This window comes from Okeanomitos corallinicola TIOX110, assembly GCF_038050375.1.
Classification (GTDB): domain Bacteria; phylum Cyanobacteriota; class Cyanobacteriia; order Cyanobacteriales; family Nostocaceae; genus Okeanomitos; species Okeanomitos corallinicola.
On record NZ_CP150886.1, the window covers coordinates 4,384,209 to 4,398,991 of the forward strand.

Here is a 14,783-nt window from a genome sequence, read left to right on the forward strand (position 1 = left end):
ACGCAAAGACGCAAAGAAAAGTTAAAGTGACGAGATTAAGTAGACTGTGGTAAAATATACTTGATTTTATAAGTTTTAAGGTGTTCTACCATGAATAGTCAATTTCTAAGATTAAGCTCAGATGATGTCATTGTTATTGATCCTGAAAATTTTGAAAGATTAGAAGTACCTAAAACTATGACCCCTGGTGACTTATTAGAAGCAATTAAAGAAGATGTAGGTTCAGATAATCAAGAAGCAATATTGTTTACAGAAGGAATGGAAGCAAAGGTACTTAGACCTGGTGATGGTTGGAAAAAGGGAAAAATCAGGTTATGTATAGAATTTTGCCCTGATGAACCAGAAGTAACAGAAACAGCAGCAAATAATAAGACAGCAATAAATCCCGAAAATTCATCATTAGATGATTTACGACAACAATTAAAAAATATCAGTTAAATTTGACTTGTAACTGGGTACTTATAACTAATGCACGGGTTTAAGCTGTTGTGCAGCTAAAGTTTATAATCCTAGAATAGTTAAGTCTTGTGGTGTGGGCATCTTGCCCGCTAAACTTATACAAATTAAATGCACAAGTTTAGCAGTGCTAAACCTCTACTTCTGGCATTTAAACTCATCTTAATTGATTGTAATTTAATTTACATTAAAATTCTTAAAGACTAGATATTTTACTGAGGTTATTTTTCAGCGATTTATATTTATTTTCCTGGTAGATTGATAATCTGAGCTTTTTACTCATATACATCAGTAAAACTAGACTCCGGAAATATAATACAAGTCAAGTATACTTGAATATATTTAGCTTGATGGAGTGATAAATTTAGCACTATGAATAAGAAATTTGATAGACTAGATTCAGATGATGTAATTTCCGTTAACCCTGGAAATTTCGAGAGATTAGAAGTATCGAAAACCTTCACCGTCGTAGAAATTATCGAAATACTGCAAAAATACGCAGGTTGTGTGAATAAGACAGACACACAATTTTTTACCGCAGGAATGGAAGCAAAGGTACTCAGACCTGGTGATTCCTGGAAAACGGGAAAAATCAGAATTGGGATAGAATTTTGCCCCGCAGAAACAAAAACACAGGAGATAGAAGTTAGTAATAATTCACACTCAAATCTAGAAACTGCACCGTTAAATCACTAAACTTAATTTGACCATGGGTACATCTGCGTTTATCTGCGTTCCCAACTAAATAATTCACCAACGCCATATAATTAATTTAAAATCCTCAGTTAAATCGGATGACCTGGTCTCAACTCCATGCCCAAATACATCGTACCATCCGCGCCCGTCATTTATTTAAGCGTAACGAAAATTTATTAGTTGCAGTTTCCGGTGGTCAAGACTCTTTATGCTTAATTAAATTATTATTAGATTTAAAACCTAAATGGGGATGGAGTCTAGCGATCGCCCATTGTGATCATTGTTGGCGTGAAGACTCCCAAGCAAACGCAGATCATGTCAAAAATTTAGCACAAACTTGGAATGTACCTTTTTATTTAGAAACCGCTACAAATCCTGTTAATAGTGAAGCTACTGCTAGAAGTTGGCGTTATCAAGCTTTAACCAATATAGCCCAAGTTGATAATTATCAATATATAGTCACTGGACACACAGCCAGCGATCGCGCGGAAACTTTACTTTACAATTTAATGCGTGGTACTGGTGCGGATGGTTTACAAGCTTTAACTTGGCAACGTCAACTAACTGATCATATTGTTTTGGTACGTCCTTTACTCGAAGTTACCCGCACCCAAACAGGAAAGTTCTGTCAAGATTTTAATTTACCCATTTGGGAAGATTCGACCAATCAAAATTTACAATATGCTCGTAATCGCATCCGTCAGGAATTACTACCATATTTAACAGCGAATTTTAACCCCCAAGTAGAATCCCACTTAGCAAGAACCGCTGAACTCCTACAAGCGGATGTAGAACATATGGAACAAATAGCTCACCAATTGCGGGTAGAAGCCTCAGTAAAGGGTGAGAAAGGAGATTTAAAGGTAAATCGTCATCTTTTAAAAAAACAACCCTTAGCTTTGCAACGTCGGGTGATGCGCCAAATACTCCAAGAAATATTACCGGATGCTCCTAACTTTGAACATATTGAAAAAATTACCGCTTTAATTACCGCACCCAATCGTTCTCAAACCGATCCGTTTCCAGGGGGTGCGATCGCCATCGTCGCAGGTGAGTGGATTTTCATCAAAAGAGTTTAGATGAAGGATGAAGTTTTTCACCCCTCATCCTTTCTATGATGCTAATAATTCCGTAGAGGAAATCAAACCTTGGAGAGTCTCACGCATTTCAGAAACAGCCTGAATTTGAGAATCACCTGTTGTTTGCACATCATTTAAGGAATTAGAAATTTCTGTGAGTTTATCCCTAATCCCATCCAAGCAATCTTGAATAGGCTGTAATGTCTCTTGATAAAGATTAACTTTACCTAAACACTCAGCATTTGCTGTTTGCAAGTTGAGTAATTGTTCTGTCAATGATTTGATTTCTTGACGTTTAGACTCCAATTCATTGGTTTGTTGATCAATTTCCCCTTGCTGAGATTCAACTTGAGTAGTTAGTTGTTGAATTTCAGTTTCTAAATTTTGTAACTCCTGGGAGTATTTTTCCTGTTGTTTCTCAATTTCAGCCAGAATAGATTTTAACTCAGCTGTATTATCCCCTGAAGTATTAGTAACAGAATGCCCTTGTCTGTACATTAGTACATTTTGATGTTCTTTAAAAATCTTATCCTGCTTGAATAAGTTATTACGTTGTGGTTTTAAACTTTTATTAAGCATTTGATACAGGTCTTGTTCTTCTGCTAATTCCAGTTCCAACCGTTTTTTATCATCTTCCGAAGCGGTTTTTATCTTGGCTTCTAGTTCTTTTATAAATTGATCTTTGAAATTTAGTTCTTGTTCTTGGTCTCGCACAAAACTAGAATCTATTTCCAGTTTATTTTGCAAATCCTGAACCTGTTTTTGTAATTCCTCCATCGGCAAGTTTTGTAAAGCTTCCACATCTACATAGGGTTCAAAAGACATATTCCCCAGCATTGCGACCAAAACTTTACCATTTTGGTATAAATTTTCCTGACTGCGTTTTTGCTCTTCCAGAAGGAGAGAAAACTCTTTTTTAGAGTCGAGTTGAGTTTGAGAAAGTTGTAACTGAGAGATTTTTGACTCTAGAGAACTTTGGAACTGCTGTAATTCCGATTGGCGATCGCTCAAAGTTTGGGACAATTGATCAATTTCCCCTTGTTGTTGTTGAGCTAAATTGCGCTCTGACTCCAATTGTTGCCAATGTGGGTTGAGAGTACCTTGTTGCTGTTCTACAAGTTCAAAAACAAGATTGAGGTTTTCCTGTAAAATTGCCGTAGAACCCATGCCATTGGACAAGCGATCTAACAAACTCACAATATGTGTACTTTGTGCTTCATCTAAAACAGCGGCTTGGGCTGAATCAGCTTTGAGTTCATCCAGACGACTTTGTTCTCCCCGTAAATGCTCCCAAGCTCCTTCTAGTTCCTGACTTTTCCGTTCAACCTCCGCTTTGAGTTGTTCGATTTCCTCACGGGATGATTCAACTTCTTGTTTTTGTTCCTCTAGACGATCAACCTCACTTTCCAGGTTTTGGAGTTGTTCCCACCGTGATTCCATATCCATTTCACGGCGATTTAGCTCTTGGACTTGGAACATCAGAGATTGCTTCCACTGGTCAATTTCATCTTCTTTGAGCTTAAACTTTTCCACTTGGCGGGAAAAATTCTGCAAGATATTTACCAATGGTCGTCCTGCTTCTTGAATTCGTTGCACTTGGCGGTTCGGACTCAATTCCACTAAGACAAGTGCGCCATCATTTAACTTGCTTGCTTCTTCAGCAGCAATGATATCTTCTGAAACATTGTTCCAATTCTGATCACTGCGTTGACAAGCTAGTAGCTTCAGTTCAGTTTTAGAACCTCCACCCAATAAACCGACTTTTTGTTTTTGTACTTCTGCTAAATACAGCACACCGCTAATCCTTTTGATGTACTTTACATTTGTGTTTTGGTCTATACCTTAGATTATTCTGTTAACTAGTCCTGTTTAACCTCAGTTTAGCAGCACAAGATAGACAAAATTATTGATGAGAGTGATATTCGACATCTTCATATATCTTGATATTTGGTACATTTAGCTAGATCGCATCTCTTATATTCTGTATACATAATAGTGATTATGACTACCATAATAACACTATTTTTTTTAACTGCTCAGAAAAACAGATTGTATCTAAGTTTCTACTACAACTATCCAGAACAGAATCCTGGAAAAGCCGAACCAAGCGAGAAAAACTGAATGTCACCATTTCTGAAGTAGTTGTTTAATAAACCCAAGGAGGGTTGTGTAAGTAAATGCAGGGAAATTTAAATGAAATTGATATTTGTAGTATCCTACAGCTAATTGAATTAGGGCAAAGAACCGGTCAGTTATGGGTAGAGTCGCATCAGACCTATCAGGGTAACAAAATCGGTAGTAACAACCCCCCTTACAATCGTTCTGCTACCGAGAGTCAAGCCAAGTCATGGTTTGTATTTTTTCTAAACGGTCAAATAGTCTACTGTCAAGCTGGAGAAAGTAATTTATCTAGAATTGATGACTATTTGCGGCATTACCGAGTTGAAAAAAGACTCAATAGAACACAAATTGTGGCTTTGGCATCTACGAATTCCCCAGAATATGCTTATATTTGGTTACTGTTAGAACAAAATATTATTACTCCACAAGCAGCTAAGAATATTATTCATGGATTAGTACATGAGACACTATTTGATCTGTTGAGTTTACACCAAGGTAGTTTTATTTTCGATTTAGGTACAGGACTTGTTCCCCAATTAACCAGTTTAGCAATTGGAGATTTAGTGACAAAAATCACCAAGCAAGTCCAGGAATGGAAGCAGCTATATCCCCATATTCAATCACCAGAACAGTTACCAATTTTAGCTGATCTACCTAGATTAACAGAATCCCTACCAGCAGCGACAGTCAATAAGTTACAAAATTGGGCAGATGGGAAAGTATCCCTGCGCCAATTGGCTCGTTATCTCAACCGTGATATTTTAACGGTAGCGAAAGCAATATATCCCTATGTACAACAGGGATGGTTACAATTGGTATATTCAGGTACATCTACCCCTAGTATGACAACATCTACATGGGAAGAGAAAAATAAATATAAAGGACGGGTAGTATGTATTGAAGATGCGATCGCTATCTGTGAAAATGTAGAGTCAATATTAAGACCCCAGGGATATGAAGCGATTTCTATGACAAAACCGTTAGAAGCCCTCAGTCTGGTATTTCAAATTAAACCGAACCTAATTTTATGCGACATTGCAATGCCCGAATTAGATGGATATGAAATTTGCGCTATGCTACGACATTCTACAGCATTTAAACTTGTACCCATCATCATGCTAACAGGTAAGGAAGGATTTATTGATCGAGTTAGAGCTAGTATGCTTGGAGCTACAGACTACTTAACAAAACCATTTACCGATACAGAATTAATTATGCTTGTAGAAAAATACATTGACAAAGATTCTAGTGTAAAAATATAAACCCAAAAGAAAACTTGTAGATTTGCTCACAGATAGAGTAAAAAATGTTATCACATAATCAGCAAAACCCAGGAAAACGCTTATGATAGATGAATTAATTAAACAGTAGAATTAATTTATACACTTATTCTTGAAAAAAAAGAATTTGTGAGGATTTCAGAAAAAATTTTTCAGGTAGGAGGTACATAGAAATTTATGAGTACAGTTCTGATTGTCGAAGATAGTATTGCCCAAAGGGAGATGATCACCGATCTTCTCAAAGCCAGTGGCTTAAAAGTTAATCATGCTGGTGATGGAGTAGAAGCTTTAGAAGCTATTCAACTAACACCACCGGATCTAGTAGTTTTAGATATTGTCATGCCTAGAATGAACGGATACGAACTATGTCGGCGCTTAAAATCCGATCCCAAAACCCAAAACGTCCCCGTAGTCATGTGTTCTTCCAAAGGAGAAGAATTTGATCGCTACTGGGGGATGAAACAGGGAGCAGATGCTTACATAGCCAAACCATTTCAACCAACGGAATTGGTAGGAACAGTTAAACAACTGCTGCGGGGATAAGGATGAAAACATCATGGTTAGTAAACCAAACTTTTTGAGTGGCAGTGGTCAAGACAAATTTAGCCCAGAATTACAACTAGACAGTCCTGATGGTGTCGGTGTAGCGCAAGCCATAGACCCAAAAGGAGAATTACATTTAAGATTTTACATTCCTTCACATCAGGAGTTTGCTCTACCGGCGACCGGTATCAGGGAAGTTATAGAACTAAGTCCAGACCGGATCACCCCAATTCCTAATGCGTCACCGCTACTTTTGGGTACTCTCAACTTACGAGGCCGATTAATTTGGGTAGCAGACTTAGGACAATTTCTGGGAGAGGCAACAGAGTTAAATACTGATAGGTCTGAGATACCAGTAATTGCTATTGAAGATCAAGATATCATAGTAGGTTTAGGAGTAGATCAAATATGTGGTATGGGTTGGCTGGATGTACAGTCATTGATGCCACCCAGTAATGTGCCAGACACCATGGCTCCTTTTCTCCGGGGAGAATGGTTAGATACTGAAAATAATAAGTATCTGCGGCTAATAGATCAGACGGCAATTTTACGGAGTGCTAGGTGGGCAGGATGAAGTCGGGAGGGAGGAAATGGCAGCAAATATAGATGATCGAAATTCAATATACCAACAGGCAGTTGATGCCTACGGACAGGGAGATTATGAAATTGCGGCTACTTTAGTAGACCAAGCAGTAAATAAGCTACCAAATGACGCTAATTCCCATCTGTTGCGGGGACACATTTATTATGTTTTGCAACAATATGACATTGCTAAAGCTGAATATGAGTATGTGTTTCATTTAACAGATGATCAGGAAATTTTAGACTCTGCAAGCAGCTATTTAGAAAATATCCAACAGTCTCTGGATATATCATTGTTTGCAGATAATTCAGAGCTAGAACCCAATGGGATGATCACGACTTTAAGAGATCCCCATGGTGTGGCAAATGATGAACCAGATGAACCAGATTTACTAGATTTAGGAACTAGCGGAGATTTGGATAACAACGACTTTGACTTCGATTTTAAAGCTTTTGGTGAATATGAACCATCAGCAGATGCTATAGAAGATATATCTGTAAATAATCCTTTTGAAAGTGATTTAGAGCAATTAACAGATAATTCATTCAGTTTCAGTAATGATCCGTTTACTTTAGACCAGCCATTATCAGACTTAAAATCTAGTGATAATAGCAATGAAAGCATAGAAGAACTAGAATCACCCATAGGTTTAGAACAACCATTCTCAGATTTAGAATCTAGTGATGATTTTAGTCAAGTATCTGGAGATTTAGAGCTACCTTCTTTTTGGCAAGACAATATTTCATCTAGTGAAAAGGAGAATTCAGACGAGAGTAGTCCATTTTCTCACACAGAATTGGACTCAGAATCGGAACTTTCAGCACTAAATGATGCTGATATAAATTCACCATTTACAGAAACGAATTTCCCCCCAGATAATAACTGGGAAGTTCCCTCTCAATTAATGAGTGAAGAAAATCCACCAGAATCACTAGAACAGAGCATGGGAGATTTAAACATTGCTAATAATACGAATAAATTAGTTAACAATAGCAATGAAAATATATCCTGGAGTGAAGCAAATAATTGGCCAGAAAATATTTCAGAACAATTAGAGTCTGAGCCAGATCCTGACTTAGCCACTCAAATTTCAGGCTCTTTGAATCACAATGTTAGTAGTCAACAATTACACACAAACATCAACAATCAAGAAGATGACTTTGATAATGATAATTTTGACATAGAAGCATTTGAATCCGCCTTTGGTTCAGACAGTTTTGATAATGACGAAGATTTGAATCATCTTGGCAAGGGAGACAACTCCAGAAACAACGTAGAATTCTTGGATGATTTTGAAGAATTTAATGATTTAGGCAGCATTCCCAACTTTGATCTCGAAGATGATTCTCATTATGACAGTATGGAACTGGTATCAGATACCAGAGAAAAAGCAGGTAGCACCAGCAGCAACTTTACCGAAGAATTTTCCATATCTAACCAAGATGCTGATCGTGATGAAGAACTATTCACCATTACCGGAGCGCAAGAAGCAGTACCCGTATTTACCAAACCGGATGTTTCCCAACTAGAACCCAACGTTAGTGTTGAGCAAGGTGTATTTGCCTTCTTTGAAAATGCCTCTTTAGAGAAAAAGCAATGGTACATTGCTGGTTCAGTAGGTTTCACTTCCGCAGTAGTAGCAGCTTTAATTAGCTTTGGAGCTACCAACTTTTCACCGCCAGAACAACGGGAGTCAGTGAGAAATACAGGCTGGGCCATGGCTTTAGCCGCAGGACTGGCTGGTGGTATCACAGCTGGATTCATGGGAAATCTGGCACTCAAACAGATCAGACGCACAACCAAAGACTTACAGGCACAATTTGATGCGGTACGAGAAGGGAATTTGAATGTTCAAGCCACGGTTTATTCAGAAGACGAATTAGGTTACTTAGCTACCAGCTTTAACGATATGTCCAGGGTCATTTTCATAACCACTAATGAAGCCCAAAGGAAAGCGGTAGAGCAGGAAGAAGCCAAAGAGAACTTACAGCGGCAAGTAATTCGCCTTCTAGACGACGTAGAAGGAGCGGCTAGAGGAGACTTAACCGTACAAGCAGAAGTAACCGCAGATGTATTAGGAGCGGTAGCAGATGCCTTTAACCTGACAATTCAAAACCTGCGGGATATTGTCCAACAGGTAAAAGTAGCAGCCAGAGAAGTTACCAAAGGATCAACCAACTCCGAAACATTTGCTAGAGCCTTATCAGGGGATGCTTTACGTCAGGCAGAAGAATTAGGTGTCACCCTCAATTCTGTGCAAAAAATGACAGAATCCATTCAACGGGTAGCATTAGCGGCAAAAGAAGCAGAAAGTGTAGCTCGTGATGCCAGTGTAATTGCCCTCAAAGGAGGAGAAGCCGTAGAAAACACCGTAGCTGGTATTTTAGAAATTCGAGAAACCGTGGCAGAAACCACTAGAAAAGTTAAACGATTAGCGGAATCTTCCCAAGAAATTAACTCCATCGTCGCCTTAGTTTCCCAGATTGCTTCTCGTACCAACCTCTTGGCACTTAACGCCAGTATTGAGGCAGTCAGAGCCGGAGAAGCAGGAAGAGGTTTTGCTATTGTTGCCGATGAAGTGCGGCAGTTAGCCGATAAATCTGCCAAGTCCTTAAAAGACATTGAACAAATCGTCATGCAAATTCAGAGCGAAACTAGCTCAGTAATGACAGCGATGGAAGAAGGGACACAGCAGGTAATTAAAGGTACACAATTAGCGGAAGAGGCGAAGAAATCCCTAGAAAATATCATCCAGGTAGCAGATCATATTGACATTTTAGTGCGTTCAATTACCAGTGATACCGTAGAGCAGACAGAAACATCCAGCGCTGTAGCTCAGGTAATGCAGTCAGTTGAACTTACAGCCCAGCACACATCCCAAGAAGCACAACGAGTTTCAGGAGCATTACAAAACTTGGTGGGAGTATCCCGTGACTTGATTGCTTCAGTGGAACGTTTCCGAGTGGAAACCATTGAACCCAACAGCAGGTAATAGCAGAAATGAAGTATGAAATAGAATTCATGCTTCAGCTTTGCCCCCAGTTTGATTTTTAATCCTTTATTCATCATCCTCGTTATGCAGTCAGACCAACAACAACGGATTTTGGGTTACTTTATCGAAGAAGCCAGAGATCACCTGAACACCATTGAACAGGGGTTACTGAACCTACAAGATACCCTGAATGACCCAGAGATGGTTAATGAAGTTTTCCGAGCCGCTCACTCTATCAAAGGGGGAGCCGCTATGCTGGGATTAACCAGTATTCAACAAACATCCCACCGTTTAGAAGATTGTTTTAAAGTTCTCAAAGAGTACAAAGTCGAAGTTGATCAAAAATTAGAAACTTTGTTTCTTGGTGTTTCTGATACTTTAAAAGCATTATTAGATGATCTGAGTAGTCCCTTTGGGCTTTCAGAGGAAACAGCCAATAATTTAATGGCAGCCACTGAACCGATTATTGCTGAACTGAATCAGCACCTGGAAGAACTGGTACAGTCAAAAGATGGTAGTCCTGTAGTCAACAAATCTATATCCGCACCAGTAGAACAGCTAGTTTCAAAGTCAGTTGTTGCCAGTACCAACAAAGATTGGTCAGAATTTCAAAATCAAGTTTTACAGTCCCTGCGGGCAATGTTGCAACTGTTTAAACAAGACAACACATCTGCATCTAGGGAAAGATTACAGCAATGCTGTCAGCAATTATTAAAATTGGGTGAACAATATCACTTATCTAATTGGAGTAAATTATGTCAATCAGCCGATCATGCGATCTCCAACCCTGATAATACCTATCTGACTTTAGCTAAAATCATTATTACTGAAATCAAACAAGCGCAAGAATTAGTTATTCAAGGCAGAGAATCAGAAATAAGTGTTAGTCAAGAATTAGAAGCACTGGAACTAATTCCAGAAATTGAGCTATTAGAACTAAATTTAGACTGGGATGATCAGCCCATCAATACAGAAACTGAACTAGCAGAAATACCAGTACAAACAAATACAAATAACCTAAATATAGCAAAAGAAATTGCTTTTGATCTCACATCTAATCCAGAAGATAGTAACCTTGATGGTGTACCAGAAATATCACTGATTGATACAGAATCAAATGTTGTTGACTTCAATTCTATATTCGAGGATCATAGTGAAGAATTGAAATTACCTCACATTATTGATCTTAATGGTCTAGAAGTAGGAAGTGATGAACTAGGAGCTTTAGAAGATTTATTTCAAGGTGAAACTCCCGATTTTGATACTTGGCAACAAGAATCTGCTCTCTTAGAAAATGGTATTAATTCTTTAGGAATTACTGACTATCATCTTGAGGAAGTAGATGAAGATTTAGTGGAGTTTCTGTCCCTGGATAATGATGAGCCAAGTGAGCGACTACCCACAAATAATCTCATAGAAGACCTGAACTCACTCTTTGGTGAAAATATATCAAAATCAGAAAATGTAGAAATATTTGAGTTAAATACAACTTCTGAAATTGATGTTGATGTTGATGTTGAATCATTAATCAATGACGTCACAGAAGACCTCCCTGCATTGGATACAGTTGTATCTGTTCCAGAGACTATAACAAACAGTGATGATTTTGATGAATCATTAGATAGTTTATTTGCAGAAGAATTGGGATCAGAAACTGATAGATTATTAGCTCCTATTGGTGAAAATATAAATCAACCAGTAAATCAACCAGAATTAAGTTTTGCAGATAATAATATTGAGGAATTATTAGCAGATACCAACACTGAAATACCAGAAGAACTAGCTTTAGCAGAAATTGAAACACAGGAATATATCCCAGAAATATCATCCTCAGATTTATTTGGTGAACAAGAAGAAGAACTCAATGAAACAGCGGATGATTTAGAAATTAGTGATTTATTTGCACTACCTGTAAATACAGATTCAGAGTCTGTCAGTGAAGATGATATTAATAACTTCTGGACTCCATTCAATACAGCGCACCCACAAGCAAGTAACCCTGAATTAGAACAAAATGGAGCAAAGGAACTAGAAGAAAGTTTGTTTGCTGCCTCTGGAGAAGTTGCAGATAGCGATGATCAACAACCAGTTTCTAACCTCAGTTTTTACTTAGGAGAATTTGAAGTTGCTGATAACGCCCAAGCTGAAATTACAGATCCTTGGTTGATAACAAATAGTGGAGATAACTTATTTGCTGATTTAGAAAATTCTATTTCCACACCTTCCATAGCAGAGGAAACCCAATTTACAGAAATAGAAACCTTCTCTCAAGATATAGAACTTTTGGAATTGATACCAGAATCAAGTAGCCCAGCTACTAATACAGAGGCTGGTTTAGAATTTGATTTATTTGCTGGTTTTGATGATGATAGTCATGCTAATTCAGTAGCTTCCTTAGATCAAGAAACCATCATAGATAGCTATGAACAAATTCCAGAAACCACAGAAATAATTAGTGATCAAACTCTTGATATTAGTGCAAGTGAGCAACCACAATCAGAAAATTTACCAGAAGTAATTGAAACAGCCTTAGAATTAAATACCAGTTTCCTAGAATTTCTGGAATCAGGAGAAGCAGAAATAGATGATTTATTCACTGATAATTTATTTGGTGAAGTAGACTTAGAAAACTTAGCAGCAGAAATAGAAACATCATTAGAATTAGATACAAGTTTCCTGGAGTTTTTGTCAGAAGCAGATGAAAACACGGCTAACTTATTTGGTCAAATAGAAACAACTTTCAGTCAAGATAATGAACATCCAACAGAGTTAGAACTTCCTGCCTTAGATACTACTGACAATGCAGAAACAGAATTTGCCGAATTAGATTCTCTACTGGATGAAGAATTAGTAACTCCCAAACAAGATTCTGCACCAGAAGATAATTTTGCTGACTTAGAAGCATTACTGAAAACGGATAATTTGCAAGCAGCAGCAACAATACCAAGTCAGGAGTCAGTAACCACACAAGCTGATAAATCTTCAGTACCTGATGAGTTTATGGACTTGGAGACTTTATTAGCTGAAGCAGATCAAACTATTAACTCACCTGGAAGAATATCCAAACCCAGTATTAGTAAAACACCACGTCCGACTATTCGTCGCATCAAAGAAGAAAGTATGAAGATTCCAGTTAAACAACTGGATGATATGAGTAACTTAGTCGGGGAATTGGTAGTAAATAGGAATACCTTAGAACAAGATCATGAACGGCTGAGAATGTCCTTAGATAACTTGCTGATTCAAGTCCAGCATCTTTCGGATGTGGGTGCAAGAATGGAGGAGTTATATGAGCGTTCTCTGTTGGAAGCTTCACTATTAAAAAGCCGTAGAGCCAGAGAAAATGGATTGAATCAAAATACTAACAATAGAGGTTTTGAGTCAGAAGAAATGGATGAGTTTAACGAATTCCATCTTCTTGCCAGAGAGACTATAGAATATATCGTCAGACTTCGGGAGTCAGCCAGCGACATTGACTTTGTTACCGAAGAAACTGAACGAGTGGCGCGGCAGTTCCGTCAAGTTACCACCCAGCTACAAGAAGGACTAACCAGAGCGCGAATGGTACCTTTTGCCCAAACAATTGATTACTTGCGGCGGGGAGTGCGGGACAATGCTATTAAATATGGTAAACAAGTAGAATTGGAAACAGAAGGGGCAGAGACACCAATTGACAAGATGATTGTGGATCATCTCAAAGATCCCCTCACACATATGCTCAATAATGCGATCGCCCATGGTATAGAACTTCCCAGTGTCCGTACTGCTGCTGGTAAACCACCTACAGGAAAAATCTTTATCCGTGCTTTCCACCAAGGTAATCAAACCGTCATTTCAGTCACAGATGATGGAGCTGGTATTAACCCCGAAAAGGTGAAGAAAAAAGCCATAGAAAAAGGCATAATTACACCGGAAGAAGGGCAAAATATGTCTCGTGCTGATATCTATGAGCTTTTGTTTTTACCTAGTTTCAGTACAGCCGATGAAATTGATGACATCAAAGGCCGAGGCGTGGGTATGAATGTAGTCATTAATGATATCAATGAAATTCGCGGTACAGTTACCACCGATTCCTCACTAGGTAAAGGAACAACATTTACCATTCGTCTACCACTGACTCTCAGCATTTGTAAAGCTCTGTGCTGTTTATCCGATAAATCCAGAATTGCCTTCCCAATGGATGGTGTAGAAGACACATTAGATATCCCTGCTACAGATATTCAGAAAGATACTGAAGGACAATCATTTATTAAATGGCGGGATACAGTCTTACCCTTCCGGCCTTTACAGGATATTTTGGCATTCAACCGTCAGATAGCTCGCGGTAACATTTATTCCAGCACAAGAGATGATGACATGGTTTCCGTTGTCGTTGTGCGCTCAGGAAGTATAATGGTTGCTCTGCAAATTGAACAAGTATTAAGTGAACAGGAAATTGTAATTAAACAATTTGAAGGACCTGCACCCAAACCCAGCGGTGTAGCCGGTGCGACGGTTCTGGGGGATGGTCGAATTATGCCTATTGCCGACGTTTTGGAAATTATTGATATCTTCCAAGGTAAGATGTCCAGACAAATAGGCGGTGGTTCTTGGCAGCGCAAGGCGTTACCTTCCGAACAGCAAATTCCAGAGGTAAAAATTGAACCAACAGTGTTAATTGTGGATGACTCAATTACAGTCCGGGAACTGCTCTCTCTTTCCTTCAACAAAGCAGGTTATCGTGTAGAACAGGCTCGTGATGGTCAAGAAGCTTGGGATAAACTTCGTTCTGGTTTACCTTGCGATATTGTCTTCTGTGACATCGAAATGCCACGCTGTGATGGACTAGAGTTACTGTCACGGATTAGTAAAGATAGCTCTCTCAATCATTTACCCATTGCCATGTTGACATCACGGGGTGCAGATAAACATAGACAAATGGCTTTCCAACTCGGTGCAAGTGGTTACTTCACCAAACCCTATCTAGAAGAAGCTTTACTAGAAGCAGCTTCCAGAATGCTCAAAGGAGAAAAACTTATTAATGCTTAAATGAT

Annotated in this window: 9 protein-coding genes; 8 read left to right on the forward strand and 1 reads right to left on the reverse strand. The window is 38.5% G+C overall.

Annotated features, from left to right (window positions below; translation table 11 throughout):
• The first annotated feature begins 90 nt into the window (after positions 1 to 90).
• The 3 genes from WJM97_RS19210 to tilS all read left to right on the forward strand — a co-directional run bounded on the left by WJM97_RS19210 (position 91) and on the right by tilS (position 2,231).
• Positions 91 to 438 (forward strand): KGK domain-containing protein, encoded by a 348-nt coding sequence (locus WJM97_RS19210; RefSeq protein ID WP_353930374.1) that lies wholly within the window; start codon positions 91 to 93, stop codon positions 436 to 438.
• Between the two features lie 390 nt (positions 439 to 828).
• A complete protein-coding gene (locus tag WJM97_RS19215; protein ID WP_353930375.1) occupies positions 829 to 1,152 on the forward strand; it encodes a KGK domain-containing protein in 324 nt (107 codons plus the stop codon).
• A gap of 98 nt (positions 1,153 to 1,250) precedes the next feature.
• A complete protein-coding gene (gene tilS, locus WJM97_RS19220; protein WP_353930376.1) occupies positions 1,251 to 2,231 on the forward strand; it encodes a tRNA lysidine(34) synthetase TilS in 981 nt (326 codons plus the stop codon).
• A 33-nt stretch (positions 2,232 to 2,264) separates the two neighbouring features.
• Here the strand turns inward: tilS and hmpF are convergent, their stop codons facing one another.
• Entirely contained in the window at positions 2,265 to 4,025 is a 1,761-nt protein-coding gene (gene hmpF, locus WJM97_RS19225) for a pilus motility taxis protein HmpF (RefSeq protein ID WP_353930377.1), read from the reverse strand.
• Between the two features lie 383 nt (positions 4,026 to 4,408).
• On the opposite strand from hmpF, the gene WJM97_RS19230 reads away from it, so the two are divergent.
• From WJM97_RS19230 to WJM97_RS19250, 5 genes are all read left to right on the forward strand, one after another.
• On the forward strand, positions 4,409 to 5,614 hold the full coding sequence (locus WJM97_RS19230) for a response regulator (RefSeq protein WP_353930378.1): 1,206 nt from the start codon (positions 4,409 to 4,411) through the stop codon (positions 5,612 to 5,614).
• A 195-nt stretch (positions 5,615 to 5,809) separates the two neighbouring features.
• The gene (locus WJM97_RS19235) at positions 5,810 to 6,175 is read left to right on the forward strand and encodes a response regulator (protein WP_353930379.1); all 366 of its coding nucleotides are present in this window, start codon (positions 5,810 to 5,812) and stop codon (positions 6,173 to 6,175) included.
• Positions 6,176 to 6,188: 13 nt separating this feature from the next.
• Positions 6,189 to 6,749 carry a chemotaxis protein CheW gene (locus tag WJM97_RS19240; RefSeq protein WP_353930380.1) on the forward strand — a complete coding sequence of 187 codons (561 nt, stop codon included), beginning with the start codon at positions 6,189 to 6,191 and terminating at the stop codon, positions 6,747 to 6,749.
• Positions 6,750 to 6,765: 16 nt separating this feature from the next.
• On the forward strand, positions 6,766 to 9,750 hold the full coding sequence (locus WJM97_RS19245) for a methyl-accepting chemotaxis protein (RefSeq protein ID WP_353930381.1): 2,985 nt from the start codon (positions 6,766 to 6,768) through the stop codon (positions 9,748 to 9,750).
• Positions 9,751 to 9,834: 84 nt separating this feature from the next.
• A complete protein-coding gene (locus WJM97_RS19250; protein ID WP_353930382.1) occupies positions 9,835 to 14,778 on the forward strand; it encodes a response regulator in 4,944 nt (1,647 codons plus the stop codon).
• Positions 14,779 to 14,783: the final 5 nt, after the last annotated feature.